We start from the raw sequence: 25,085 nt of genomic DNA on the forward strand, positions 1-25,085 counted from the left end.
GCCTGCGGCCCTGCCCTTTTCAGTTATCAGGCCTCAGACTCCTGATCCGGCGCCGGAGGCACCACCACGCCTTCACGCGGGGCGTCCGGGTTCGGCGAGGGCAGATTCATCAGCTTCGCCAGAATGCTCGCCAGCTTCAGGCGCATTTCCGGGCGGCGGACGATCATATCAATAGCGCCTTTTTCGATCAGGAACTCACTGCGCTGGAATCCCGGCGGGAGCTTCTCACGGACGGTTTGTTCGATAACGCGCGGGCCGGCGAAGCCAATCAGGGCTTTTGGCTCGGCGATGTTGAGATCGCCCAGCATCGCAAAACTGGCGGAAACGCCGCCCATCGTTGGGTCGGTCAGTACAGAAATGTACGGTAAACCGCGTTCCTGCATTTTAGCCAGCGCCGCCGAGGTTTTCGCCATCTGCATCAGCGACATCAGCGCTTCTTGCATACGCGCGCCGCCGGAAGCAGAGAAACACACTAACGGACAGTTGTCTTCCAGCGCCTGTTCAACGGCGCGAACGAAGCGTGCGCCAACGACAGACCCCATTGAGCCGCCCATGAACGCGAATTCAAACGCGGCGGCGACAACCGGCATACCGTGAAGCGTCCCTTTCATGACCACCAGCGCGTCTTTCTCGCCGGTTTCTTTCTGCGCGGACGCCAGTCTGTCTTTATATTTTTTGGAATCGCGGAACTTGAGCACGTCTTTTGGCTCCAGCTCGCTACCCAACTCCACAAGGGAACCTTCATCTAACAGGCTATGCAGGCGATTGCGCGCCGACATGCGCATATGATGGTCACACTTAGGACAGACCTCAAGATTACGTTCCAGCTCAGCGCGGTATAAAACCTGACCGCAGCTATCACACTTGGTCCACACCCCTTCAGGAATGCTTGCCTTGCGGGTGGGAGTAATGTTGCTTTTAATTCGTTCAATCCAGCTCATTGGTGACCTTTCTGCCTGAACCTTAGTCAGCTTTATTATAAGGGGCGCATAATGCCATTTTTGCCCCCAACAGACCATGAATGTTGCACATTAAAACATAACAGCCCGAAACTTTGGATAAAAAAGTGGTCGAACCGCTGAGTTACTTTCTATTTTGCGGCACGCGACGCAGCGCGCTTATGCCGAATAATCTCGATGACGCCAGGTAATATCGAAACCACGATAATCCCCACAATCAGCAGCTTAAGGTTATCCTGAATCAACGGTATCGTACCGAAGAAATAACCGGCGTAGGTAAAGAGCAGCACCCACAGCAGCGCGCCGATGACGTTATAAGCGGCAAAATGCCGATAGGACATGTGCCCCATCCCTGCCACAAACGGCGCAAAGGTTCTGACGATCGGCACGAAGCGGGCGAGAATGATAGTTTTACCGCCGTGTTTTTCATAAAACTGGTGGGTTTTATCCAGATAACTGCGGCGGAAAATTTTCGAATTCGGATTACTGAACAGTTTTTCGCCGAACAGTCGACCAATCGTGTAATTTACCGCATCGCCGACAATTGCGGCGATCAGCATTAACGCCACCATAACATGCACATTGAGATCGTTGGTTTCCAGCGAAGCCAGCGCCCCGGCGACAAACAGCAGCGAGTCGCCCGGCAGGAACGGCGTGACGACCAGGCCGGTTTCACAAAACAGAATCAAAAACAAAATAGCGTACACCCAGACGCCGTACTCCGCGACCAGCTCCGCCAGATGCACATCGATGTGCAGAATAAAATCAATAATAAAGTAGATCAGGTCCATATTTGTCTTTGCCTTTCTACCCGACACGTTTCGGGTGTACGATTCGGATTAGTCCGCCAGAAATAGCGGGCCCATTGGCGGTTTTGGAAGGTCAAACCGGTCAGGGTAATCCACCGCAACCAAATATAGCCCTTCCGCCTTCGCCGTTGCCGCCGCCAGCGTTCTGTCCCTGGCCGCTAACAGCTCTGCGATCCAGCTCTCCGGCTGGTTGTGAGCGCCTACTTCCAGCAGGCTGCCGACAATATTCCTGACCATATGATGAACAAAGGCATTCGCTTTGATATCGACCACCACATAAGGGCCGTGGCGAGTAACGTTGATGTGCATCACATTACGCCACGGCGTGCGCGACTGGCACTGCACCGCACGAAACGAGGTAAAATCATTTTCGCCAAGCAGACACTGCGCCGCGCGATGCATCCGCTCTGCATCCAGCGGCTCATAGTAATGCGTCACGCCTTTTGCTAATACCGCAGGACGCAGTCGATGATTGTAGATGATATAGCGATAACGGCGAGCCGTAGCGCTAAATCGCGCGTGAAAATCATCCGGTACAGTTTTCACCCAACGCACGGCAATGTCACCAGGCAAATTCGCATTTACCCCCAGCGTCCATGCCGCATCTTTGCGCAATGCGGTCGTTTCGAAATGGACAACCTGCCCGGTGCCGTGAACGCCGGCATCGGTGCGCCCGGCGCAGAACACGTTAATAGGTTCATTTGCCACCTGCGAGAGCGCTTTTTCCAGCTTTTCCTGCACGCTGCGCACTTCATTCTGACGCTGCCAGCCATAATACTTGCTGCCGTCGTACTCAATACCCAGCGCAATTTTATAGACCGGCGATGATTGCTGTCCGGACATCAGTACAGATACTCCTGCACCAGCTTCTCCGCAATTTTAACGGCCATCAGCGCGCCGCCGAAACGCACGTTGTCCGCCACTGACCAGAACTGAATTTGTTCCGGCATACCGTAATCATTATGCACACAGCCAATAGAGAGCTGTGGATTGCCGGAAGCGTCGCCCACCTGCGTCGGGTAATCCGTCTCTTCTGACAGTACGATATCTTCACCGCGGGAAAACGCCTCGCGCGCCTCTTCCGCCGCCAGCGGACGGAGCGCTTCAAAGCTCACCATCTGCGCATGGCCATAGAACACCGGCGACTGCACGACACTGGCGGAGATCATCACGCCATCGTCCTGCAAAATTTTACGCACTTCATCGACGATACGACGTTCCTGGCGCACGCTGCCTTCCCGATCCGGCAGCAGCGGCAGCATATTGAACGCTAACTGGCGGCCAAAGAAATCATCTTCATCAATCGGTATGCCGTTAAGCAGCTTCGCACTCTGTCCAGCCAGCGCATCGACCGCTTTTTTCCCCTGTGCGGACGCTGATAACATACTGGTGACGGCGATGCGCGACAGTCCCCCCTGATCGATTAACGGCTTGAGCGCCGCCAGCAGTTGACTGGTCAGACTATCGGCGACCGCAATCACGTTACGGTTACGGTAATCCGCCAGTACATACGGGTTAACTTCCGGCACGACCAGCGGCACATCAGGCTCCAGCGCGAACAGACCGCTGGAATCTATCACCAGGCAACCTGCATTGGTCGCGTCGTCTATCCAGGCAGCCGATGCCTCTGCGCCGGCAACGAAAAACGCCAACTGCGCCTGCGTCCAGTCAAAGTCCGCCGCATCCTGGACAATGACCGACTTGCCACCAAAACGGAGGTGCTCGCCCGCGCTTTCATGACGCGCCAACGCATAAATTTCACCGACCGGGAACTGGCGTTCAGCCAGTGTTTCAAGCAGGGCTTCGCCTACGGCGCCCGTTGCGCCCAGAATGGCAATGTTCCAGCCTTCAGACATGGTGATTTACTCCAGAAATACATAAGCGTCCCTGTCGCATTATTCGACAGGGAGCATTAAGAAGACATTAATGTGCCGGGTGATGAACAGCGTTAAAACCTAGCTTACACAGCAAGGCGGCTGCCGTTTCGTCGTCACACATCACGTATAAAGACGACCATTCACGGCGCTCAAGATAATTTTTACGCAATTTATCAAATTCACCCGGAATTCCAGCGACTTTACGCAGTGGCGCATCGTCGCGGCGCACATCATACACCAAATGCGCCAGTCTTTTCAGCGTCGGTTGATCCAGCGGGCCATGAAGCGTAATACGACCAAACTCAGGCGCAGGCAGTAATGTCTCCAGCGCGACACGCTGCTCGCGACCGATAAACGCGCTATACGCCTCAAAGACCTGGGTGGTGCCGCGCGCTTTGCCTTCCAGCGTATAGCCGGCAATATGCGACGTGCCGATATCCACGGCTTCCAGTAGCGCGACGTTAAGATCCGGTTCGCCCTCCCACACATCAAGCACCACGCTCAGCGGCTGCCCGGCATTAAGTCGCGCCAGCAACGCGGCGTTATCCACCACCGGACCGCGGCAGGCGTTAATGAGAATGGCGCCGGGTTTCAGTCGACGGATCAGCGTCTCATCGGCCAGATGCAGCGTTTTGTACGGTCCGTCTTTATAGAGCGGCGTATGGAAAGTCAGGACATCCGCTTCCTGCACCAGCTCATCCAGCGTACGAAAATCACCCTCGTCCCCGCGTGCGGCGCGTGGCGGATCGCACAGCAACGTGCGGATACCCAACGCTTCAAGCCTGGTCTGTAGTCGGCTTCCGACGTTACCCACGCCGACAATCCCTACAGTGCGATCGCGTAACGAAAAGCCGTCACGTTCGGCCAGCATCAACAGCGCGGAAAACACATACTCCACCACGGCGATAGCATTACAGCCGGGCGCGGCTGAAAAACCGATGCCCGCCTGCTTCAGCCATGCCTCATCCACATGATCGGTGCCTGCCGTAGCAGTACCAACGAAGTTAATCGGCGTGCCGCTCAGCAGCGATTCATTCACTTTCGTGACCGAACGCACCATTAACGCATCGGCATGGTTCAATTCTTCAACGGGGATCGGGCGACCCGGCACTGCCTTTACCTCACCCAGGCGGCTAAATAATTCGCGGGCGTAAGGCATATTTTCATCAACGAGAATTTTCACGACTGTCGTACCTGTTTGAGAACGAGAGTTAACCGGACAAGTGTGCCATAATCTGGCCGCCAGGCATATATTGCTCAGATTTATGGTTAAAGGATAATTAATTATGCATCCCATCTCCGGCGCCCCTGCACAGCCTCCAGGCGAAGGGCGTAATCCTCTTTCCGCTGCGAGCGAGCAGCCGCTTTCCATGCAACAGCGTACGGTACTGGAAAGGCTGATCACGCGCCTGATTTCACTGACCCAGCAGCAAAGCGCGGAAGTATGGGCCGGAATGAAACACGATCTGGGGATAAAAAATGACGCGCCGCTACTGTCGCGCCACTTCCCCGCCGCTGAACAGAATCTTACCCAGCGTCTGGGCGTAGCGCAGCAAAATCACGCCAATCGTCAGGTACTTTCACAGCTAACAGAGCTGCTTGGCGTCGGGAATAATCGTCAGGCCGTCAGCGATTTTATCCGTCAGCAATACGGTCAAACCGCGCTTAGCCAGCTTACGCCCGATCAACTCAAAAACGTGCTGACGCTCCTGCAACAGGGGCAGCTTTCCATTCCGCAGCCGCAGCAACGTCCGGCAACGGATCGGCCATTATTGCCTGCTGAACATAATACGTTGAATCAGTTGGTGACGAAGCTGGCGGCCGCGACCGGCGAGTCAAACAAACTTATCTGGCAATCAATGCTGGAACTCTCCGGCGTGAAAAGCGGCGAGCTCATTCCGGCAAAACAGTTTACCCATCTGGCGACATGGCTACAGGCGCGGCAGACGCTGTCACTACAACACGCGCCTACGCTACATACGCTGCAGGCTGCGTTAAAACAACCGCTGGAACCGGACGAACTCACAACGATCAAAGAGTATGCCCAACACACTTATCAAATTCAGCCGCAAACGGTGCTGACCACCGCCCAGGTGCAGGATTTACTTAACCATATTTTCCTGCGTCGCGTAGAGCGGGAGGCGGATGAGCTTGAACCGCTCTCTATTCAACCCATCTACCGCCCGTTTGCGCCGATGATTGAAACCGTGAAAAATCTGTCTGCGCGACCAGGCCTGTTGTTTATCGCGCTAATAATTGTACTGGCGCTTTTCTGGCTGGTTTCTTAACCGCGCCGGAACGATAATATCGTCACCAGGATGCCAACCACCGCGGAGATCGCTCCCGCGAGGAATACGGAAGGATAGCCGCATGACGTGGCCAGCATGCCCGCCAGCGGGCCGGTAACGCCGTAGGAAATATCCTGAAATGCGGCGTAGCCGCCGAGCGCCGTACCGCGTACCTGTGCAGGTACGCGTTTCACAACCTCCACGCCCAGCGCCGGGAAAATCAGTGAACACCCTGCCCCGGTGAGCGCCGCGCCTACCAGCGCTATCCAGGCCGTCGGCGCCAGCCACAAGAGCAGCAGCCCTGCCGTCTCAACCAGCAATGAGACAACGGCGACCTTCACGCCGCCAAAGCGGTCCGGCATCCAACCGAACAACATGCGCATCAGTACAAACGCACCGCCAAACGCGGTCAGGGTGAATCCCGCCATCGTCCAGCCATTGCTGACAAAATAAAGTGAAATAAACGTACCGATGACGGCAAAGCCCACGCCCTGCAATGCCAGGCCCAGGCCCGGTTTCCAGATAAGCCCGACCACGCTCCACAGTGAAGGTCGCTCCCCCGTATACGCAGGCACTTTACGCACGGTGCCGTTGAATGCCCAGGCCAGCAGCGGTAAAACCATCGTCGTCCCCGCCAGCGCCGCGAAGCCAAAGTGGCTATGGATCAGCAAGCCCAACGGCGCACCAGCCGCCAGCGCGCCGTAAATCGCCATTCCGTTCCACGACATCACCTTACCGGAACGCGTTGGGCCAACCAGCCCCAGTCCCCAGGTCAGGGTTCCGGTCAGCAGCTGGCTTTCGCCAAATCCGAGGATCAAACGCCCGACAATAAGCAGCGCGAATTTTACCGGCGCGGAAACCGGCAACAGCGCGGCCAGGAGCCAGGCGGCGCCCGCCAGCCCGCAGGCAAACATCCCCTGTAACGCCGATCGTTTAGCGCCATATTGATCCGCCAGCCGTCCGGCATAGCCGCGCGTCAGTACCGTCGCAAAAAACTGAATGCCCACGGCGATCCCAACCATCGTATTGCTATAGCCCAGTTCGTGATGGACAAAAAGCGGGATGACGGGTAACGGCAGGCCGACCGTCATATAGGTCAGGAAAACCGCAAAGGCGATGCGGAACAGCGAAAAATTCGCAGACGGGGTCGTTGTTTTTTGGCTAACTGCTGTCATGCATTACTCCAGAATGCAGAGTAAGGCGGGGAAAGGCCACGCCCCCCTCTACCTGAACGTCAGGATTAAGGTGCGTTGGATAACGTTAAACGCTTACGCATTATCGGAAGGATAATGTAGAAAGTGAAGTCTGCCTGTGAGACGCGAAACTTGTCAACCTTGAAATTGCAGCCAGGCTATCAACGTGGCGGCGTGTCATCAAACAGAAAGGGAAAGACCGCTTTCATTCCTCTCACCTTAAACCGTCCGGTCACCTGCTTGCGCTGTTCTGGCGTCAGTAACCTGAACATCATCTCCCAGATATCTTCAGGCTCCGCTTCCTGTAAGGAAATGGGTTCTGGCGTCGGTTCCTCTCCGCTGTCGTCAAGATAACGATGAACATAAAGAGGGAAAACAGATATATGAAACTCCTCGGCCTTTGATTTAACACGCTTACGCCTGACCCCCTCTTTCCCTTCGCTGTACTTATACAAACGTTCGCGAACCGCAGGCTCGCTTCCCGGAAACCCCGGTAAGCCAAGACATTCCTTAACCGTGAACCATTCCTTTGCCATCGGTTTCTTTCCTTTCCCCTGATGAAATAAAAATATTTCTTCTTTTGCGCGAAATTTTGCTTTCTTTCTGGCACTATTCTTAGCGTGAAAAAGAAAGTAACTTCCTTTTCCATGCGCTAATTTTCATCTAAAAAATATCGGCGCCGATAACACATCTTCTTAGGATTACAGAATGGAACCAAAAAGCCAAGACTGGCATCGTGCAGATATTAAAAGTGCACTGGAAAAAAGAGGTATTACGCTCAGAGATCTTTCTCGTCAGGCCGGTTTATCACCTGATTCACTGCGCAATGTCTTTACCCGTTCCTGGCCGAGAGCTGAACGGATTATTGCGGACGCGCTGGGCATCACGCCGCAGGAGATCTGGCCGTCGCGCTATGGCGATATGCAAATAAAAAATGATGCCGATATCGCAGAATAATAGTTAATGTTGAATAAATTGGCCCTAACTTATCAATCTCAACAATTAATAAATATTTAAACTTATTCTATTGAAAATAGTAATAGCACTATTTGTCATGCTTCCCGAATTAAATACTGTTAAAGCATTACGTCATTGCTATTACGTATTTTATTAACAGGAATCATTATGAGTTGGGATAAAAGAATGGCGGTTAATTATGCCAAAACGCATGCAGGTTCTCATTCTCGAGGCCGGTGTGCGGAATTTACCCGAAAGGCAATTCAGGCGGGCGGTATCACGCTGGGGCATACGTATCATGCGAAAGATTATGGCCCAATGTTAAGAAGCGCCGGATTCACCGCCATTGGTACCTATGAAATGCCGCGCGAGGGTGACGTCATCATTATTCAACCTTACGCTGGCGGAAACCCGAGCGGTCACATGGCGATATATGATGGCACAGAGTGGTATTCAGATTTTAAACAACGCGATATGTGGGCCGGCCCGGGCTACCGGGCAGCCAGGCCCTCATATACCATCTACAGGAAGAATTAATGAAAACGTTCTCCCTTGTCGCGCTTATCCTGTTGCTTTGTAGTTGCTCTGCGCCTCATCACGACAGTACGCAGGCCGTGAAGCAGTTCTATACCTCATGGATGACGACGTTCACGAACGATGTGAATCCCCCTGACGACACCACCGCCTTAATGCAACGTTACGTCGCTAAAGAGGTTATTCATCGCCTGGCGCTAATACAGTCCCTTTATGAACAGGAGATTGTGGGGGCTGATTATTTTATGTATGCGCAGGACTATGCGCCAGAGTGGATTCCACAGTTACGGGTTGGGAAGGCACACCCTTTCCTCGGCGGAGAAAAAGTGGATGTTCTGTTGGCTACAGAGTCAACGCCCATCCACCTGGAAGTTTATACCCGTTGGGAAGAGGGACGCTGGAAAATTTACCGCGTTCGGGATGCTGACAGGGGTTATGAACAGCCGATTTATGACGCAGGCGCCATCACCCAGGCTGAGGCCTGGTCAGCGAAAGCCGCGCCGGAATATAAGAAGCATTAAAAAAGGGAACCGCCATCGGTCTCTTGTTCGTACCGGAGAGGTTAAAGCGCCTCTTGCATCAGGCGCTTATTCCGTCGCTGAAAACAGTAAGCCGAAAATAACCCAGGCATTATTTAAAATATGAAGTATTATCGGTATCATTAGCCCACGGCTTCTCATTCGAACAACGCATAATATCGATGAAAAAACAAACAGATAAACAAAAGTCACCGCAAAGAGATATTGTGTATGCATAATTGCAAAAGCGAGTGAGGTAATAATAATACCGGAAACTCTTGAGTACCGACCCCAACCGATACTGCTGTTTAATAAAAACCCTCTGAATATAATTTCCTCCGCCACAGGAGCCAGAAAGCACATCGCCAGCGTGTTAAGAAATTTATGAAGAAAAAATTGCCTTGATAACTCGGCCATCCAGGGTTCCGGGCCACTAAAAGCATTGTAGAGAACGGTAAGGCACACCAGGGCCAGCGCCGGAAAAAAACATTCCACAAATGATAAGCGGCCCAATGATAAAAACGGGTAATACTTTGAATAAATACTCCAGGCGGCAATCGCATAGACAAAAACAATACTATATATAAAAGGCGCAGCCAGACCTCCCAAATAAAGCCAGGCATAGGAAGGCGAAAATGAGGCAAAAACAAAAATGCCAAGCAAACCAAATAAAACAGCCACACAACTCAAACTATGCCTAATTTTATCTAATGTATTAGTTGGCATTTATAGAATATCCATATAATTTGTTGTTCCCTGAATGAAAAAACAGGTCGCATTAGCGACCTGTTTCATTATTGATACTACAACGTAATAGTCAGGCTTACAACTTACGCATCACCAGCGTGGCGTTGGTGCCGCCAAAACCGAAGCTGTTAGACATTACGGTAGTCAGTTCACGCTCGGTCGTTTCGGTCACGATGTTCAGACCCGCAGCCTGCTCATCCAGCTCTTCGATGTTGATACTCGGCGCGATAAAACCGTGCTCCAGCATCAGCAGAGAGTAGATAGCTTCCTGCACGCCTGCGGCACCCAGCGAGTGGCCGGTCATCGCTTTGGTTGCAGAAATTGCCGGGCTGTTATCGCCAAACACTTCACGGATTGCACCGAGTTCTTTCACGTCGCCTACCGGAGTAGAGGTACCGTGAGAGTTCAGGTAGTCGATCGGCGTGTCTACGCCGTGCATCGCCATCTGCATGCAACGTACTGCGCCTTCACCAGACGGAGCAACCATGTCTGCGCCATCGGATGTTGCGCCGTAACCGACGATTTCCGCATAGATATGCGCGCCGCGCGCCAGAGCGTGTTCCAGCTCTTCGACAACAACCATACCGCCACCGCCCGCGATGACAAACCCATCACGGTGCGCATCATAGGTACGGGACGCTTTTTCAGGCGTATCGTTATATTTGGTGGACAGTGCGCCCATCGCATCGAACTCACAGGCCATTTCCCAGCACAGCTCTTCGCCGCCGCCAGCAAAAACGATGTCCTGTTTGCCCAGTTGGATCTGTTCAACCGCATTGCCGATACAGTGTGCGGAGGTCGCGCAAGCGGAGCTAATGGAGTAGTTCACGCCATAAATTTTAAACGGCGTAGCGAGGCAGGCGGAAACGCCGGATGCCATTGCTTTCGTCACCACATACGGGCCCACGGCTTTCAGACCACGCGGGCTACGCATGGCGTCTGCGCCAAAGACCTGGAATTTCGGGGAGCCGCCGCCGGAACCTGCAATCAGGCCGACACGCGGGTTATTCTGATAGACTTCCGGCGCCAGACCGGCGTCGGCCACTGCCTGCTCCATAGACAGATAAGCATAGATGGAGGCGTCGCTCATAAAGCGCACGACTTTGCGGTCAATGAGGCCAGTGGTATCCAGTTTTACGTTGCCCCATACCTGGCTACGCATGCCGGCGTCCTTCAGCTCCTGAGAGAAAGTGATCCCTGAACGTCCTTCACGCAGAGATGCCAGGACTTCCTGCTGGTTATTACCGATGCTGGAAACGATGCCCAGGCCAGTAATCACTGCACGTTTCATTCAATACCTCTGTAATTCGCACTATTTTTAAGTTTCGATTGGCACAATAGCGTACACTTGTACGCCGAACAAGTCCGATCAGCCATTTAGTACGGAAATTTGCGCCATCAGGCACACATCGTTAAGATCGCGATACCGCCCGTCAGACGAGTAACTTACGTGAAACAATACGCCATACAACCCGCCACACTCGAATTTAACGCTGAGGGTACACCTGTTTCCCGAGATTTTGATGATGTCTATTTTTCTAATGACAATGGACTCGAAGAGACACGCTACGTTTTTCTTGGCGGCAATCGTCTTGCGGAGCGATTTCCCGTACATTCACATCCATTATTTATAGTCGCGGAAAGCGGTTTTGGCACCGGACTTAACTTCCTGACGCTGTGGCAGGCGTTTGACAGCTTTCGTTCTGCGCACCCACAGGCGACGCTGCAAAGGTTACATTTCATCAGTTTTGAGAAATTCCCGTTAACGCGCGACGATCTGGCGCTGGCGCACCAATACTGGCCGGAGCTCGCGCCCTGGGCAGAGCAGCTGCAGGCGCAATGGCCGCTGCCGCTCCCGGGGTGCCACCGCCTATTGCTGGATCGGGGCCGGGTGACGCTGGATTTGTGGTTTGGCGATATTAATGAACTGACCGACCAACTGGACGCCACGCTGAATCAAACAGTCGACGCCTGGTTCCTCGACGGTTTTGCCCCGGCGAAAAATCCGGATATGTGGACGCCAAACCTGTTTAACGCGATGGCGCGGCTGGCGCGGCCCGGCGCAACGCTGGCGACGTTTACCTCGGCGGGTTTCGTCCGTCGGGGATTGCAGGAAGCCGGTTTTACCATGCAAAAACGCAAAGGCTTCGGGCGTAAACGCGAGATGCTTTGTGGAGTGATGGAACAACACCTCATGCCGGCCCTTTCCGCGCCCTGGTTTTACCGCAGCGGAAGCGAAAAACGTGAAACGGCGATCATTGGCGGCGGCATCGCCAGCGCGCTGTTATCACTGGCGTTACTGCGTCGCGGCTGGCAGGTGACGCTCTATTGCGCAGATGATCAGCCCGCCCAGGGCGCTTCCGGTAATCGACAGGGCGCGCTTTATCCGCTCCTTAGCAAACATGACGCCGCCATTAATCGCTTTTTCCCGACCGCATTCACCTTTGCCCGTCGCCTGTATGATGCCCTGCCCGTCTCTTTTGATCATGACTGGTGCGGCGTGACGCAGCTCGGATGGGATGAGAAAAGCCAGCAGAAAATCGCCCAGATGCTGTCCCTGGCGCTGCCCGCCGGACTGGCCTCGGCGCTCAATGCCGAAGAGGCGAAACAGGCGGTTGGCGTGACGACACGCTGCGGAGGAATTACCTATCCGGCAGGCGGCTGGCTGTGCCCGGAACAATTAACTCGCGCAGTCATCGCACTGGCGACCGAACAGGGTTTACAAACGCGCTTTCGCCATACGCTCACGTCGCTCGTTGCGCAGGAGTCGCGCTGGCAACTGCGCTTTGCGTCAGGTGAAACCGCCAGCCATGAGACCGTCGTTCTGGCGAACGGCCATCAGATTAACCGTTTTGATCAGACCCGGCCGCTGCCGGTTTATGCCGTCGGGGGGCAGGTCAGTCATATTCCCACCACCCCCGCCCTCTCGGCGTTGCGTCAGGTGTTATGCTACGACGGCTATCTGACGCCGCAAAATCCGCATAATCAGCAGCACTGTATTGGCGCCAGCTATCACCGGGGCGACGAAAGCACCGTCTGGCGCGAAGAAGATCAGCGTCAGAACCGACAGCGTCTGCTTGACTGTTTTCCGGATGCGAAATGGGCCACAGAGGTTGACGTTAGCGGCAACAGCGCCCGTTGCGGCGTGCGTTGCGCCACCCGCGACCATCTGCCGATGGTGGGCAATGTCCCGGATTACCATGCCACGCTGACGCATTACGCCGATTTAGCCGATAATAAAACGTCGGCGGCGCCTGCGCCTGTGTATCCGGGTTTATTTATGCTCGGCGCGCTGGGATCGCGTGGTTTGTGTTCAGCGCCATTATGCGCAGAAATTCTGGCGGCGCAGATGAGTAACGAGCCGATTCCACTGGATGCCGGTACGCTGGCGGCGTTAAATCCGAATCGGTTATGGGTGAGAAAGTTATTGAAGGGAAAAGCGGTGAAGTAATGGGCCAGTCAATAGCGGAAGGCGGCAAGCGTCGCCTTCCGGCCCTCGGCGTTATTGTTTTGCCTTGTCGAACAAATTGTCCCACATCGCTTTGACTAACGCCTGATCGCGCGGCGACAGTTCACCGGCGCCGATCGCTTTTTCCAGACTTTGGCTAACGTTGGCATAGACCGCCTCGACGGAGTGGTCATCACCGCTCTCCAGCTCGGCAATGGCTAACGTCAGGTGGCCACGCAGGTATCCACTGGCAAAAAGCTCATCGTCGCTGGCGTGCTCTACCATATCGTCAATTAATGCCAGAATGCGTGATTCAAACTCCGCGATCATCTTCTTTCCTCATTGTAAACGTGGCGCTGGCTTTAATTAAGCGCTTCCGGCCACGGGAACTGTTCCGCCTTAAGTTCGGGCGTGTGATAGTAATTCTGTAGCGCTTTGATGAAGCGGGCCGGACGTTCAGGAATGCCCTGCTCCAGATACGCCATTACCTGCGCATGAACCCGGCGCTGAAACGCCACGCGATCCGGCTCAATATCACCTTCCAGATTGTCGCAACTGACGTTAAAGGGATACCCCGCCGCCACGCAAAACAACCAGTCGAAGGCCTGTGGCTTCACCTCAACGTCTTCGAATTGACTTTGGGTCTGCGCGTCGCGTCCGTCCGGGCAGTACCAGTAACCAAAGTCAACCAGTTCGCGGCGCGCCTTACCGGCGATACACCAGTGAGAAATCTCATGCAGCGCGCTGGCGTAAAACCCATGCGCAAAGACGATGCGGTGGTACGGTACCTGCGCGTCAGCAGGAAGATAGATCGGTTCGTCGTCGCCTTTAATCAGACGGGTATTAAATTCTTCGGCAAAGCAGCCGTTAAAAATCTCAATTAACTGTTCGTAATGGTGCGTACTGTTCATTAGTTCATCCCCAACCAGTGGAGGATCTCCTGTCCGTGGCTATCATAAAGTAACCTGGCGCTCATTACCGCCGAGACAATAACGATCATCGGTCTGATAAGCTTTTGGCCTTTGCTCAACACCAGACGCGACCCCATTCGCGCCCCTAAAAACTGACCAACCAGCATCACGAAGCCCGTCGCCCAGATCACTTTGCCGCCGATGATAAATAACAGCAGGCCGCCAACGTTGGAGGTAGCGTTAAGCACTTTGGCATGTGCCGTGGATTTCGCCAGGTTATAGCCACATAAGGTGACAAACGCCAGAGCGTAAAACGACCCGGCGGCAGGCCCGAAAAAGCCGTCGTAAAACCCGACGCATCCCCCGGCTATCAGCGCGAACGGTAATCCATACAGGCGGCGCTGGCGATCTTCCTCGCCCAGCTTCGGCATCAATAAAAAATAGAGGCCGATGAAAATCACCAGGATAGGCAAGATCTGGCGCAAAATATCCGCCTGCACGTGCTGCACCAGCAGCGCGCCGCTCATCGAGCCAATGAACGTCATCAGAATATTGAGCTTTTGCTCGGCCAGGTTTACCACCTTACGGCGAATAAAATAGAGCGAAGACGAGAGGGAGCCGCCGCACGCCTGTAATTTATTGGTCGCCAGCGCGTTTGCCGGCGACATCCCGGCGGCCATCAGCGCAGGGATAGTGAGCAGCCCTCCGCCCCCGGCGATAGAATCGATAAATCCTGCCAGTACGGCGACAAAAAACAGCACCACCAGCAGCAGCGGGGAGACCATAAACAGATCATAAAAATTGTCCATCAGAGTACATGCTCATCCAGTAGCGCCTGGCAGGAAGGCGGCAGCGGCGGCGGTGTCTTCTTCTCAGGCTTTGTGGTGCCAGGTTTTGGCGGTTCGAACCAGCTTTGCAGTTCAGCGCCGCATCCATCGCCCGGCGGGGGTAAAGGTTGATCTTCGCACTCCAGGCTGTCGGCAGGGCAGCGTAAACGCACGTGCATATGCGCGCGATGCTGGAACCAGGGGCGTACTTTACGTAGCCAGTCACGATCGCTTCCGGCATCGAGGCAAAGCTGTTGTTTAATAGCCGGATTGACGAAAATACGGGTGACGTCATTGTCTTGTGCCGCCAGTTTGATCAGACTGGCGATATCCGACGACCAGCGCGACGGCACGACATGTTTACCGTCGCGGGACACCAGATCTAACGCCTGCGGGCGCAATAGCTGCGCCTGGCTCCAGCGCGTTTTCGGCAACTGCAAGAAAATATCCACATCAAGCCCGGTCTGATGACTGGCGTGTCCGCCATTAAAGCGGCCTCCGGCAGGCATCCCCATGTCGCCTATCAGGACGGTTCCGAGCCCCCGTTGCTGCGCCTGATGACTCAACCGCTGGATAAACATGACCAAGTCCGGGTGGCCGAAATAACGGCGCTGATCGGTGCGCATCACCTGATAATTATCGGACTGTACCGGCAACGTGTCGGCGCCAATGATGCATCCGTTGGCAAAGCTACCGATAGACTGGGCGGCGCCGGGGACAGGATGGGTTATTTTCTGCCACGGCGTCGCCGCCAGGCTGGCGCTACTGACAAACCATGCCAGCAGCGCAATCGCGGTTTTTTTCATTTCTTACCAGCGTGGAATCTCTGTCTTTACATCCGCATTCTGTGCCCGATGGCGCAGCAGGTGATCCATCAGCACGATCGCCAGCATGGCTTCTGCGATCGGCACTGCGCGAATCCCCACACACGGATCGTGGCGCCCTTTGGTGATCATTTCGACTTCTTCACCCATCCGGTTGATCGTACGTCCCGGCACGGTAATGCTGGAGGTAGGTTTCAGCGCCATATGCGCCACAATGTGTTGCCCGCTACTGATACCACCGAGGATGCCGCCAGCGTGGTTGCTCTGAAAACCCTGCGCCGTGATTTCATCGCGATTCTGGCTGCCGCGCAGCGCCACCACGTTAAATCCTTCGCCGATCTCCACGCCTTTCACCGCATTGATGCTCATCAGCGCATGGGCGATGTCCGCATCCAGTCGGTCAAATACCGGTTCGCCAAGCCCTGCCGGCACGCCGCTCGCCATCACCGTCACTTTCGCGCCGATGGAGTCACCCTCTTTTTTCAGCGCGCGCATCAGTTCGTCCAGCGCGTCAAGTTTGTCCGCATCGGGGCAAAAGAACGGATTAAGCTCAACCTGACGCCAGTCTTTAATCTCCAGCGGAATGTCGCCCATCTGGGTCAGGCAGCCGCGGATTTCGATGCCGAACTTTTCCGCCAGGTATTTCTTGGCGATCGCCCCTGCCGCTACGCGCATCGCGGTTTCACGCGCGGAAGAACGTCCACCGCCACGGTAATCGCGCAGGCCGTATTTCTGCTCATAGGTGTAATCCGCGTGTCCCGGACGAAAAACATCTTTAATCGCGCTGTAGTCCTGCGAGCGCTGATCGGTGTTTTCAATCAGCAGGCCAATGCTGGTGCCGGTCGTCACGCCATCAAACACGCCGGAGAGAATTTTTACCTGATCCGGTTCGCGGCGCTGGGTAGTATAGCGCGAGGTGCCGGGGCGGCGTCTGTCGAGATCGTGCTGCAGATCGGCCTCCGTCAACGGGATGCCGGGCGGCACGCCATCGACGATACACCCAAGCGCCAGCCCGTGTGATTCGCCGAAAGTGGTTACGCGAAAGAGTTGTCCAATTGTGTTTCCTGCCATCACGGCTCCGTTATCGTTGTTGTCGTTTGCGTGTTTTAATCTTTATAAATATTGAAATGTTCACGGGCCGCGAGCAACTGCGCTTTGGTCAACATAAAGACGCCATCGCCGCCGTTGTCAAACTCCAGCCAGGTGAACGGCACATTCGGATACTGCTCCATCAGATGTACCATGCTGTTTCCGACTTCACAAATCAGAACGCCGTCATCGGACAGATAATCCGGCGCATTTCCCAGGATACGACGGGTCAATTTGAGGCCGTCAGTGCCGGACGCCAGCCCCAGCTCAGGTTCGTGGCGATATTCGTTCGGCAGATCGGACATATCCTCCGCATCGACATAAGGCGGGTTAGTGACAATCAGATCGTACTGAACTTTCGGCAGATCGCGGAACAGATCGGAACGGATTGGCGTCACGTGATGGATAAGACCGTGTTCTTCAATGTTATGCTCGGCGACAGCCAGCGCATCCGGCGAAATATCGACCGCATCAACCTCTGCGTCCGGGAAAGCATAAGCACAGGCGATGGCGATGCAGCCGCTACCGGTACACATATCCAGAATATATTTCGGCTGTTGGCTAATAAGGCCGGCGAAGTGGTTATTAATCAGCTCGCCAATCGGCGAACGCGGCACCAGCACGCGCTCATCGACATAAAATTCATGGCCGCAGAACCAGGCTTTATTGGTCAGGTAGGCGACCGGGATACGCTCGTTAATGCGACGAATCACTCGCTCGACAATGCGGTGTTTTTCGCTGGACGTCAGCCGCGCGGTCCGCATATCTTCCGGAATATCCAGCGGCAGATAAAGAGACGGCAACACCAGTTGTACCGCTTCATCCCACGGGTTATCGGTACCGTGTCCATACCAGATATTCGCCGCGCTAAAGCGGCTTACCGCCCAGCGCAACATGTCCTGAATGGTATGCAGTTCACTTACTGCTTCATCGACGAAAATTTTATCCACGTATTCCTCCAGGGCATGCTCGCATTAAATTCGGCGGCTAGTTTGCCACGAAGACAGGGATAAATCAGCATTGACGCGGCGGGAGAATACGAAAAATCCGTTTTGACCGTTCGGATATCCTCCGGGTCGGGTAAACTAAGGCAAAAGATCAGACGAGACCCACGAATGAAAAAGAAAACATCGCTCAGCGAGGAGGACCAGGCGCTGTTCCGTCAGCTGATGGTCGGCACCCGAAAGATTAAACAGGATACTATCGTCCATCGGCCACTGCGCAAGAAAATCACGGAAGTCCCTACCCGAAGGTTAATTCAGGAACAGGCGGACGCCAGCCACTATTTTTCCGATGAGTTCCAGCCGCTGCTCAATACGGAAGGGCCGGTAAAGTATGTCCGTGAAGATGTCAGCCATTTCGAGCTAAAAAAAATGCGCCGCGGCGACTATTCGCCGGAACTGTTTCTGGATTTACACGGCTTAACGCAGCTTCAGGCCAAGCAGGAACTGGGGGCGCTGATTGCCGCCTGCCGTCGGGAACATATTTTTTGCGCCTGCGTCATGCATGGACACGGTAAACATATTCTGAAACAGCAAACGCCGTTATGGCTGGCGCAGCATCCGCATGTGATGGCCTTTCATCAGGCGCCGAAAGAGTACGGCGGCGACGCCGCGCTGCTGGTGTTGATTGAAGTGGAAGAGTGGCAACCGCCCGAATTACCCTGATGCGGAATTGCCGGATGGCGGCGCAAGCGGCTTATCCAGCCTACGAACAGCCAGCGCTGTCGTAGGCCTGATAAGCGAAGCGCCATCAGGCAGCAAAGATTAAATCGCTTTCGCCATTTTCAGATTGCAGGGACTCATTTGCCAGTTGAATGTCCCCTTGCCGCTTTCATCAAGCGTAACGTTGGCAATTGCGGACGTCGTGAACATCGGCGGCGTTTCGCCCGGACAAAGCTCAGATACCAGGTATCCGACCAGAGGTAAGTGAGAAATCACCAGCACCGATCCGATCTCTTCATTGGCCAGCGCCTGGAGGTAGGCGCTGACCAGACCGACATCGCCACAGGGCGTTAGCTCCGGCAGGACATCCACCTGAGCCGGCAGATTCATACAATCGCCGACCACATCTAACGTCTGTTCGGCCCGAAGAAACGGACTCACCAGAACACGTTCGATATCCACTTTTTGACCTTTCAGCCAGTTCGCCATCAGGCGAGACTCGTCACACCCACAAGGGGTCAAGGGACGAACCGAATCACTGGCGGCATCGAGGGCTGCGTCGCCGTGACGCATGATAAAAACTTGCATATTGCACCGCTTTTGTTAACCAGTTTCACCAACACGCTTACCACATGCCCCTATTGGCTGCGGCAAAAATGCGGTGGCCGGCATTGTGCCTTATCCATTCACTGAATGAAACGCTGTTTTTTACCTCAATGGCGTAAGTATAGTCAATCCTTGATTATTATTTCGCCACTAAGGAGGCATTCAGTGCGGATTCATATTCTCTTTGACCTCAATTTCCCTGGTCAGTTTCCCCATTCGTCCAGAAATGCTCCCTGCGCTCCGCCATGCGCACTAATTGTTCACAAGGCGCGTAACGAGGACCGTAAAGTGCGGCCAGGCGCTGTAATGTCGCCACCATTTCACCCGGCCCGAGAGCATCCATATAGCGGAACGGGCCACCGAGAAACGGCGGAAAACCGATACCAAACACGGCGCCGATATCGCCATCGCGCGCGCTGCGAATCACTTTTTCGTCGAAACAGCGCGCCGCTTCGTTAAGCATTAACATGATACAGCGCTCTGCCACCTGCTGCGCAGACAGTCGACTCTGCCCTTGCACGCCAATAAGCTTATAAATAGCAGGGTCAACCTGTTTTTTGCTTTTACGCCCTTTTTCGCCATAAAGATAGAAACCGCGACCATTTTTTCTACCTTTGCGATCGTCATTCAAAATTGAAGCGACAACATTTGCAGGCGCGCTAAAACGTTCTCCATACGCCGCCTCAAGCACAGGAATAATTTTAGTGCCCGTGTCGATTCCTACCTCATCCAAAAGTTGGATTGGCCCCACCGGAAAACCAAATTTTACCAGGGCGGCGTCAATATGTTCGACGCGTTCGCCTTCAGTCAGCATCCGAATCGCCTCATTGATATATGGCGCAAGAATTCGGTTAACATAAAACCCGGCTTTATCACTGACGACTATCGGGGTTTTACCCTGTTTTTTCGCCAGCTTAACGGTCGTGGCGATGGTCTGCGCGGAAGTAGACGCATGAGGAATAACCTCAACCAGCGGCATTTTTTCGACCGGGCTAAAAAAGTGCAATCCAATCACCTGTTCCGGTCTGGCCGCATTCGCCGCAATATCGCCAATCGGCAGGGAAGAAGTATTGGAGGCAAAAATGGTGTGAGCAGCGCAATTTTGCTCCACTTCCGCCACCATCTGTTGTTTTAACGGCAGATCTTCAAACACCGCTTCAATGACCAGATCACGATGACTGAAACCACGGTAATCGGTAGAACCTGATATCAACGCCAACTGTTTATCGCGTTCGCTGGCTTTGATATGGCGGCGGCGTACTTTTGTTTCAAGCAGATCCCAGCTGTATTTCAGAGCATGATTGATCCCCTGAGTATTTATATCCTTAATTCGTACTGGCAAGCCGCCTTTACAGGCCGTAACCCAGGCGATACCGCCGCCCATTAACCCGCCGCCTAAGATGCCCACGCTGTTCAGCGGGCCGGGCGGTGCATCGCTACCGGGATCTTTTTTCACCTCGGTACTGGCAAAAAAAACAGCGCGCAGCGCCTGCGATTGAGGCGTCATCGCCAGCTCGCCGAAAGCGCGCGCTTCCGCGTCATAGCCGCTACTGCTGCCCTGCGCCAGTCCGGTTTCAATCACATCAATGATCCGCTCCGTCGCCGGATAATTACCCTGCGTTTTTTGCGCTGTCTTTTTACGCACCAGGCGAAATAACAGCGCGCGCCCCAGCGGCCCCGCCAGGATACGTTCACGGACCGGTAATGTCCGCTGCGCCAGGCGTTCTTTTTTAGCCAGCTCGACAGCCGCTTCCAGTAAAATAGTTTGCGGCACCACATCATCAACCAGCCCGGCTTTAAGCGCCTGTCTGGCGCGAAGCTGTTTACCTGTCAGGATCATATCCAGCGCGGTACTGACCCCCACCAGCCGTGGAAGTCGCTGCGTTCCGCCCGATCCCGGTAAAAGCCCTAACTGTACCTCCGGCAGTCCGAGAACGGTTTTAACGTCGTCGGTACAGATACGCCGATGGCAGGCCAGCGCCATTTCAAGACCGCCCCCCAGACAGGCGCCATGAATGGCGGCGATAACCGGAACAGGCAACGCCTGAATCTCCGCTATCAGTTGTTGCCCCTGACGCGCCAGCGTTTCCGCTTCCTGCGCGTTTTGGCAGTGACCTATCATGTTGATATCAGCGCCAGCAATAAAGTTATCTGCTTTGGCTGAGATAAAAACAACGCCCTGCAACGCTTTGTTTTCCCGGATTTGCTTCAGAATGGCGCGTACCTGCGCGGCAAACTCCGCTTTCAGGGTGTTCACCTTTTCTCCAGGGACATCAATAGCGACAACCGCGACATTATCCAGACGCACGTTAAGCATAAAAGCTGATGTGGTAGTCATTATTCCGCCTCCAGAACCATCGCCGCGCCAAGACCGCCAGCCGCGCAGGCCGTGACCAGGCCAAAACCTCCGCCCCGACGCCGTAATTCATGCAACGTTTGGGTTATCATCCGTGCGCCCGTTGCGGCAAAAGGATGCCCGTAGGCGATTGAGCCGCCGAGCACGTTGAATTTAGCGTCATCTACCTCCCCTGTCGCCTGCGCACGACCAAGCACCTCACGGGCAAATCGTTCGCTGCCCAGCAGTTGTAAGTTCGCCAGAGTCTGAGCGGCAAACGCTTCATGCATGTCAAAAAGCGTCAGATCGGCCATCGTCAACCCGGCCCGCTCCAGCGCCAGCGGCGTTGACCAGGCCGGCCCCAATAGCATGTCCTGCCAGACATCAATAGCGGTAAAGGCGTAGCTGCGCAGATAACCAAGCGGGCGCAGCCCCAGCTCTTTAGCGCGGGATTCGGTCATCAGAATAACGGCGGCAGCGCCGTCGGTCAGCGGTGTACTATTGGCGGCGGTCACAGAGCCATGTTTTCTGTCAAAAGCGGGACGCAGTTTAGCGTAGTCCGCCAGCGTGGAGGCGCCGCGAATGTTGTTGTCTTCTGCAAAGGGGTTTTTATACGGCGGCACATAGGTCGTCATCACTTCTTCCGCCAGTTTGCCCTCCGCCCATGCCTGCGCGGCGCGCTGATGTGAACGATGCGCCAGCGCGTCCTGCTGTTCACGCGTAATACCATACGTTTTCGCCATCTGTTCGGCGGTATCGCCCATGCGCAGACCGGTGGAATACTCAGCAACGGCGGGAGGAACGGGCAGCAGGTCGCGTAAGCGCAGACGAGAAAAAAGCGTCAGCCGTTGGCGGGTCGTCCGGGCTTTATTGACATCAACCAGTACCCGCGCCAGGGCTTTACTCACGCCTATTGGCAGTACCGACGACGAATCTGCGCCGCCAGCGATACCCGCACGTATCGTGCCGGCCATCAGGCTTTCCGCCACATTCGCTACCGCCTGAAAACTGGTGGCGCAGGCGCGGCTTACGCTATAGGCATCGGTATGAACATTCATCCCCGTACCCAGCACAATTTCGCGCGCAATGTTGGGCGCTTCCGGCATTTGTACTACCTGACCAAAAACCAGTTGCTCAATGGCATCGGCTGGAATTTCACTGCGCGCCAGCAGCTCGCCTACCACCATCTTGCCGAGATCAACAGCGGGAATACCATGAAATGCAGTGGCCTGACGAGCAAAGGGGGTTCGTAACCCACTGACAATAGCAATGCGATCGCCCTGACGGGTGACCAACGGTAAAGCCTGACGCATAGTACTCCCCTGTAAAAAAATAAATTAGTGGTCTGACCTGATCACAGTCTTAACCAATTTTTTACATTTAGCCAAGCAGAGAGAAAAGAAAGTGGGAGCTAAGGCACAGTGAAGGGAAGTGACAAAAAAAGAAAACGCCTCCGCCAGATGATGACGGAGGCGTCGTGAATGAACGGATTAACGCAGGCCGAGCTGGAAGATCAGCGTTTCTGCTTCGCAGGCGAAAACAAAATCAATATCCAGACGAACGCCTTCGGATTCCTCGGTAAAGGTTGGCGTAATTTGGCAAGGTTCAGACTCCACGCTACGCGCTTTTTCGGTTAACGCCGCCAGCGTCTCTTCAGCCTCTGCGCGGGTAGCGAATACGCGGCTGTATGACGCGGTGCAATCGGAGTTGTCCATGATGGTTCCAACGTCCATACAGCAGCAAACCGGGGTTTCATCAGCACTGCATTTACTCATTGTAGATTTCCTCTGTATTTGCACCCAGGGTGCCAGATAAACGATGGGGATATTTTACGCTCCCGGCATTCGCCTCTCCAGTCGTTAATGGTGGGAAACGCGTTAAGTGACCGAAATCACACTTAAAAATGATCTAAAACAAAAATCGCGCGATCGGGTGACCGTTAAGCCCGCCGATTTTGCCAGCCAGATCTCGTTTCTAAGATCACAATTGAAAAAACTTATAAACATACTTGCAACATTCTAGCTGGTCAGACCTATACTCTCGCCACTGGTCTGATTTCTAAGTCGTACCGCAGACCCTACACTTCGCGCTCCTGTTACAGCATGTAACATAGTTTGTATAAAAATAATCAATGAGGTTATGGTCATGAGCCAGAAAACCCTGTTTACAAAGTCTGCTCTCGCAGTCGCAGTGGCAATCATCTCCACCCAGGCCTGGTCTGCAGGCTTTCAGTTAAACGAATTTTCTTCCTCTGGCCTTGGCCGGGCCTATTCGGGTGAAGGCGCAATCGCAGATGATGCGGGTAACGTTAGCCGCAACCCGGCGTTAATTACCATGTTTGACCGCCCGACGTTTTCAGCGGGCGCGGTTTATATTGATCCTGATGTTAATATTAGCGGGACATCGCCATCTCGTCGGACGTTAGATGCGGATAACATCGCGCCGACGGCCTGGGTGCCGAACGTCCATTTTGTCGCCCCGATTAACGATCAGTTTGGCTGGGGGGCTTCTATTACCTCTAACTATGGTCTGGCGACAGAGTTTAACGACACATACGCCGGCGGCTCGGTTGGCGGTACGACCGATCTTGAAACCATGAACCTGAATTTAAGCGGCGCTTATCGCTTAAATGAGGCCTGGAGCTTCGGCCTTGGCTTTGATGCGGTATACGCGCGCGCGAAAATCGAACGTTTTGCGGGCGATTTAGGCCAGTTGGTCGCGGCACAGAATCCGGCGCTGGCGCCGGTCGCGGGTCGGATTCCCAGCGATACCAAGATTGCCCACCTGAACGGTAATCAGTGGGGCTTTGGCTGGAATGCCGGGATCCTTTATGAACTGGATAAAAATAACCGCTACGCGCTGACCTACCGCTCGGAAGTCAAAATTGACTTTAAAGGCAACTACAGTAGCGATCTTCCCATCGCTATAAACCAATTTAATCTGCCCATCCCAACGGCAACCGGCGGCGCGACGCAGTCAGGCTACCTGACGCTGAATCTGCCGGAAATGTGGGAAGTGTCCGGTTATAACCGTGTGGCGCCACAGTGGGCCATCCACTATAGCCTGGCCTATACCAGCTGGAGTCAGTTCCAGGAATTGAAGGCAAAATCGACCGCCGGCGATACGCTCTTTGAGAAGCATGAAGGCTTTAAAGACGCTTATCGCATTGCGTTGGGTACCACCTATTACTACGATGACAACTGGACGTTCCGTACCGGTATCGCCTTCGATGACAGCCCGGTACCAGCGCAAAACCGTTCTATCTCTATTCCGGACCAGGACCGTTTCTGGCTGAGCGCCGGTACGACTTACGCCTTTAACAAAGATGCGTCTGTCGACGTTGGCGTCTCTTATATGCATGGTCAGAGCGTGAAAATTAATGAAGGCCCTTATCAGTTTGAATCTGAAGGGAAAGCCTGGCTGTTCGGTACTAACTTTAACTACGCGTTCTAATCTCTTTCTGAGACGGATCAAAAAGGTGAGCATTGCGCTCACCTTT

At 54.3% G+C, this 25,085-nt stretch carries 26 protein-coding genes; 7 read left to right on the top strand and 19 right to left on the bottom strand.

Going from position 1 to position 25,085, the window contains the following annotated elements; all coding sequences use genetic code 11:
- Window positions 1-26 precede the first annotated feature (26 nt).
- The 5 genes from accD to pdxB form a co-directional block, all read right to left on the bottom strand.
- Entirely contained in the window at window positions 27-941 is a 915-nt protein-coding gene (accD, locus tag ACLJQD_RS16020) for an acetyl-CoA carboxylase, carboxyltransferase subunit beta (protein ID WP_001630099.1), read from the bottom strand.
- 149 nt (window positions 942-1,090) lie between these two features.
- Entirely contained in the window at window positions 1,091-1,750 is a 660-nt protein-coding gene (locus tag ACLJQD_RS16025; protein WP_000364317.1) for a DedA family protein, read from the bottom strand.
- A gap of 48 nt (window positions 1,751-1,798) precedes the next feature.
- Window positions 1,799-2,611 carry a tRNA pseudouridine(38-40) synthase TruA gene (gene truA, locus ACLJQD_RS16030; RefSeq protein ID WP_000016631.1) on the bottom strand — a complete coding sequence of 271 codons (813 nt, stop codon included), beginning with the start codon at window positions 2,609-2,611 and terminating at the stop codon, window positions 1,799-1,801.
- Complete coding sequence (locus tag ACLJQD_RS16035) at window positions 2,611-3,624, bottom strand: aspartate-semialdehyde dehydrogenase (RefSeq protein ID WP_001289141.1); 1,014 nt, start codon at window positions 3,622-3,624, stop codon at window positions 2,611-2,613. The genes truA and ACLJQD_RS16035 overlap by 1 nt, the downstream gene beginning before the upstream one ends.
- 67 nt (window positions 3,625-3,691) lie before the next feature.
- Entirely contained in the window at window positions 3,692-4,828 is a 1,137-nt protein-coding gene (gene pdxB, locus ACLJQD_RS16040) for a 4-phosphoerythronate dehydrogenase PdxB (RefSeq protein WP_017441454.1), read from the bottom strand.
- 103 nt (window positions 4,829-4,931) lie between these two features.
- Between pdxB and flk the strand changes: the two genes are divergently transcribed.
- On the top strand, window positions 4,932-5,933 hold the full coding sequence (gene flk, locus ACLJQD_RS16045; protein ID WP_017441453.1) for a flagella biosynthesis regulator Flk: 1,002 nt from the start codon (window positions 4,932-4,934) through the stop codon (window positions 5,931-5,933).
- On the opposite strand, the gene ACLJQD_RS16050 is transcribed toward flk, so the two are convergent.
- Entirely contained in the window at window positions 5,930-7,108 is a 1,179-nt protein-coding gene (locus ACLJQD_RS16050; RefSeq protein WP_000127731.1) for an MFS transporter, read from the bottom strand. The genes flk and ACLJQD_RS16050 overlap by 4 nt on opposite strands.
- Before the next feature lie 179 nt (window positions 7,109-7,287).
- On the bottom strand, window positions 7,288-7,662 hold the full coding sequence (locus tag ACLJQD_RS16055) for a hypothetical protein (RefSeq protein ID WP_001051266.1): 375 nt from the start codon (window positions 7,660-7,662) through the stop codon (window positions 7,288-7,290).
- Between the two features lie 172 nt (window positions 7,663-7,834).
- Here ACLJQD_RS16055 and ACLJQD_RS16060 point away from each other — a divergent pair, with 172 nt between their 5' ends.
- From ACLJQD_RS16060 to ACLJQD_RS16070, 3 genes are all read left to right on the top strand, one after another.
- The gene (locus ACLJQD_RS16060) at window positions 7,835-8,083 is read left to right on the top strand and encodes a transcriptional regulator (RefSeq protein WP_000433427.1); all 249 of its coding nucleotides are present in this window, start codon (window positions 7,835-7,837) and stop codon (window positions 8,081-8,083) included.
- 168 nt (window positions 8,084-8,251) lie between these two features.
- Entirely contained in the window at window positions 8,252-8,620 is a 369-nt protein-coding gene (locus tag ACLJQD_RS16065) for an NlpC/P60 family protein (protein ID WP_017441452.1), read from the top strand.
- Window positions 8,620-9,138: a YbjP/YqhG family protein gene (locus tag ACLJQD_RS16070; protein WP_017441451.1), complete on the top strand. Its 519-nt coding sequence runs from the start codon at window positions 8,620-8,622 to the stop codon at window positions 9,136-9,138. The genes ACLJQD_RS16065 and ACLJQD_RS16070 overlap by 1 nt, the downstream gene beginning before the upstream one ends.
- Before the next feature lie 66 nt (window positions 9,139-9,204).
- On the opposite strand, the gene ACLJQD_RS16075 is transcribed toward ACLJQD_RS16070, so the two are convergent.
- On the bottom strand, window positions 9,205-9,861 hold the full coding sequence (locus ACLJQD_RS16075) for a CPBP family intramembrane glutamic endopeptidase (RefSeq protein WP_001142914.1): 657 nt from the start codon (window positions 9,859-9,861) through the stop codon (window positions 9,205-9,207).
- Window positions 9,862-9,958: 97 nt separating this feature from the next.
- A complete protein-coding gene (gene fabB / locus ACLJQD_RS16080) occupies window positions 9,959-11,173 on the bottom strand; it encodes a beta-ketoacyl-ACP synthase I (protein ID WP_000817161.1) in 1,215 nt (404 codons plus the stop codon).
- 159 nt (window positions 11,174-11,332) lie between these two features.
- Between fabB and mnmC the strand changes: the two genes are divergently transcribed.
- Window positions 11,333-13,333 (top strand): bifunctional tRNA (5-methylaminomethyl-2-thiouridine)(34)-methyltransferase MnmD/FAD-dependent 5-carboxymethylaminomethyl-2-thiouridine(34) oxidoreductase MnmC, encoded by a 2,001-nt coding sequence (mnmC, locus tag ACLJQD_RS16085; RefSeq protein ID WP_017441450.1) that lies wholly within the window; start codon window positions 11,333-11,335, stop codon window positions 13,331-13,333.
- 51 nt (window positions 13,334-13,384) lie between these two features.
- Here mnmC and ACLJQD_RS16090 read toward each other — a convergent pair whose 3' ends face one another.
- The 6 genes from ACLJQD_RS16090 to prmB are packed head-to-tail and all read right to left on the bottom strand — an operon-like array spanning window position 13,385 to window position 17,931.
- Window positions 13,385-13,660: a YfcL family protein gene (locus tag ACLJQD_RS16090; protein ID WP_000559749.1), complete on the bottom strand. Its 276-nt coding sequence runs from the start codon at window positions 13,658-13,660 to the stop codon at window positions 13,385-13,387.
- A 32-nt stretch (window positions 13,661-13,692) separates the two neighbouring features.
- Window positions 13,693-14,241, bottom strand: coding sequence for an elongation factor P hydroxylase (locus ACLJQD_RS16095; RefSeq protein ID WP_001089211.1), 549 nt, complete (start codon window positions 14,239-14,241; stop codon window positions 13,693-13,695).
- Window positions 14,241-15,050 carry a sulfite exporter TauE/SafE family protein gene (locus ACLJQD_RS16100; protein ID WP_000368599.1) on the bottom strand — a complete coding sequence of 270 codons (810 nt, stop codon included), beginning with the start codon at window positions 15,048-15,050 and terminating at the stop codon, window positions 14,241-14,243. Before ACLJQD_RS16100 ends, ACLJQD_RS16095 begins: the two co-directional genes overlap by 1 nt.
- Window positions 15,050-15,874 (bottom strand): penicillin-insensitive murein endopeptidase, encoded by an 825-nt coding sequence (gene mepA, locus ACLJQD_RS16105; protein WP_000750429.1) that lies wholly within the window; start codon window positions 15,872-15,874, stop codon window positions 15,050-15,052. Before mepA ends, ACLJQD_RS16100 begins: the two co-directional genes overlap by 1 nt.
- A gap of 3 nt (window positions 15,875-15,877) precedes the next feature.
- Window positions 15,878-16,963 (bottom strand): chorismate synthase, encoded by a 1,086-nt coding sequence (gene aroC / locus ACLJQD_RS16110; protein ID WP_000918457.1) that lies wholly within the window; start codon window positions 16,961-16,963, stop codon window positions 15,878-15,880.
- Window positions 16,964-16,998: 35 nt separating this feature from the next.
- Window positions 16,999-17,931, bottom strand: coding sequence for a 50S ribosomal protein L3 N(5)-glutamine methyltransferase (gene prmB / locus ACLJQD_RS16115; RefSeq protein WP_001650203.1), 933 nt, complete (start codon window positions 17,929-17,931; stop codon window positions 16,999-17,001).
- Between the two features lie 165 nt (window positions 17,932-18,096).
- Here prmB and smrB point away from each other — a divergent pair, with 165 nt between their 5' ends.
- Window positions 18,097-18,648, top strand: a complete 552-nt coding sequence (gene smrB / locus ACLJQD_RS16120; RefSeq protein ID WP_000730794.1) for an endonuclease SmrB — start codon at window positions 18,097-18,099, stop codon at window positions 18,646-18,648.
- Between the two features lie 99 nt (window positions 18,649-18,747).
- Here the strand turns inward: smrB and sixA are convergent, their stop codons facing one another.
- From sixA to ACLJQD_RS16140, 4 genes are all read right to left on the bottom strand, one after another.
- Window positions 18,748-19,233, bottom strand: a complete 486-nt coding sequence (gene sixA, locus ACLJQD_RS16125) for a phosphohistidine phosphatase SixA (protein WP_001195800.1) — start codon at window positions 19,231-19,233, stop codon at window positions 18,748-18,750.
- Between the two features lie 208 nt (window positions 19,234-19,441).
- Window positions 19,442-21,589, bottom strand: a complete 2,148-nt coding sequence (gene fadJ, locus ACLJQD_RS16130) for a fatty acid oxidation complex subunit alpha FadJ (RefSeq protein WP_017441449.1) — start codon at window positions 21,587-21,589, stop codon at window positions 19,442-19,444.
- Window positions 21,589-22,899, bottom strand: a complete 1,311-nt coding sequence (gene fadI / locus ACLJQD_RS16135; RefSeq protein WP_001248126.1) for an acetyl-CoA C-acyltransferase FadI — start codon at window positions 22,897-22,899, stop codon at window positions 21,589-21,591. Before fadI ends, fadJ begins: the two co-directional genes overlap by 1 nt.
- A gap of 177 nt (window positions 22,900-23,076) precedes the next feature.
- Window positions 23,077-23,361 carry a YfcZ/YiiS family protein gene (locus tag ACLJQD_RS16140; RefSeq protein WP_000030904.1) on the bottom strand — a complete coding sequence of 95 codons (285 nt, stop codon included), beginning with the start codon at window positions 23,359-23,361 and terminating at the stop codon, window positions 23,077-23,079.
- Window positions 23,362-23,731: 370 nt separating this feature from the next.
- Between ACLJQD_RS16140 and fadL the strand changes: the two genes are divergently transcribed.
- On the top strand, window positions 23,732-25,039 hold the full coding sequence (gene fadL, locus ACLJQD_RS16145) for a long-chain fatty acid transporter FadL (RefSeq protein ID WP_001549822.1): 1,308 nt from the start codon (window positions 23,732-23,734) through the stop codon (window positions 25,037-25,039).
- The last annotated feature ends 46 nt before the right edge of the window (window positions 25,040-25,085 follow it).

This window comes from Salmonella sp. SAL04214 (assembly GCF_046550615.1).
In the GTDB taxonomy this organism is placed as follows: domain Bacteria; phylum Pseudomonadota; class Gammaproteobacteria; order Enterobacterales; family Enterobacteriaceae; genus Salmonella; species Salmonella enterica.

Bases quoted from the DNA above. Each gene is read 5' to 3' on its own strand.
- ACLJQD_RS16100 (WP_000368599.1), bottom strand. From the start codon at position 15,050: ATGGACAATTTTTATGATCTGTTTATGGTCTCCCCGCTGCTGCTGGTG.
- fabB (WP_000817161.1), bottom strand. From the start codon at position 11,173: ATGAAACGTGCAGTGATTACTGGCCTGGGCATCGTTTCCAGCATCGGT.
- flk (WP_017441453.1), top strand. From the start codon at position 4,932: ATGCATCCCATCTCCGGCGCCCCTGCACAGCCTCCAGGCGAAGGGCGT.
- fadI (WP_001248126.1), bottom strand. From the start codon at position 22,899: ATGCGTCAGGCTTTACCGTTGGTCACCCGTCAGGGCGATCGCATTGCT.
- ACLJQD_RS16035 (WP_001289141.1), bottom strand. From the start codon at position 3,624: ATGTCTGAAGGCTGGAACATTGCCATTCTGGGCGCAACGGGCGCCGTA.
- ACLJQD_RS16050 (WP_000127731.1), bottom strand. From the start codon at position 7,108: ATGACAGCAGTTAGCCAAAAAACAACGACCCCGTCTGCGAATTTTTCG.
- fadJ (WP_017441449.1), bottom strand. From the start codon at position 21,589: ATGACTACCACATCAGCTTTTATGCTTAACGTGCGTCTGGATAATGTC.
- smrB (WP_000730794.1), top strand. From the start codon at position 18,097: ATGAAAAAGAAAACATCGCTCAGCGAGGAGGACCAGGCGCTGTTCCGT.
- mepA (WP_000750429.1), bottom strand. From the start codon at position 15,874: ATGAAAAAAACCGCGATTGCGCTGCTGGCATGGTTTGTCAGTAGCGCC.
- ACLJQD_RS16070 (WP_017441451.1), top strand. From the start codon at position 8,620: ATGAAAACGTTCTCCCTTGTCGCGCTTATCCTGTTGCTTTGTAGTTGC.
- aroC (WP_000918457.1), bottom strand. From the start codon at position 16,963: ATGGCAGGAAACACAATTGGACAACTCTTTCGCGTAACCACTTTCGGC.
- ACLJQD_RS16025 (WP_000364317.1), bottom strand. From the start codon at position 1,750: ATGGACCTGATCTACTTTATTATTGATTTTATTCTGCACATCGATGTG.
- ACLJQD_RS16055 (WP_001051266.1), bottom strand. From the start codon at position 7,662: ATGGCAAAGGAATGGTTCACGGTTAAGGAATGTCTTGGCTTACCGGGG.
- accD (WP_001630099.1), bottom strand. From the start codon at position 941: ATGAGCTGGATTGAACGAATTAAAAGCAACATTACTCCCACCCGCAAG.
- ACLJQD_RS16140 (WP_000030904.1), bottom strand. From the start codon at position 23,361: ATGAGTAAATGCAGTGCTGATGAAACCCCGGTTTGCTGCTGTATGGAC.
- fadL (WP_001549822.1), top strand. From the start codon at position 23,732: ATGAGCCAGAAAACCCTGTTTACAAAGTCTGCTCTCGCAGTCGCAGTG.
- ACLJQD_RS16090 (WP_000559749.1), bottom strand. From the start codon at position 13,660: ATGATCGCGGAGTTTGAATCACGCATTCTGGCATTAATTGACGATATG.
- ACLJQD_RS16095 (WP_001089211.1), bottom strand. From the start codon at position 14,241: ATGAACAGTACGCACCATTACGAACAGTTAATTGAGATTTTTAACGGC.
- ACLJQD_RS16060 (WP_000433427.1), top strand. From the start codon at position 7,835: ATGGAACCAAAAAGCCAAGACTGGCATCGTGCAGATATTAAAAGTGCA.
- truA (WP_000016631.1), bottom strand. From the start codon at position 2,611: ATGTCCGGACAGCAATCATCGCCGGTCTATAAAATTGCGCTGGGTATT.
- sixA (WP_001195800.1), bottom strand. From the start codon at position 19,233: ATGCAAGTTTTTATCATGCGTCACGGCGACGCAGCCCTCGATGCCGCC.
- ACLJQD_RS16075 (WP_001142914.1), bottom strand. From the start codon at position 9,861: ATGCCAACTAATACATTAGATAAAATTAGGCATAGTTTGAGTTGTGTG.
- ACLJQD_RS16065 (WP_017441452.1), top strand. From the start codon at position 8,252: ATGAGTTGGGATAAAAGAATGGCGGTTAATTATGCCAAAACGCATGCA.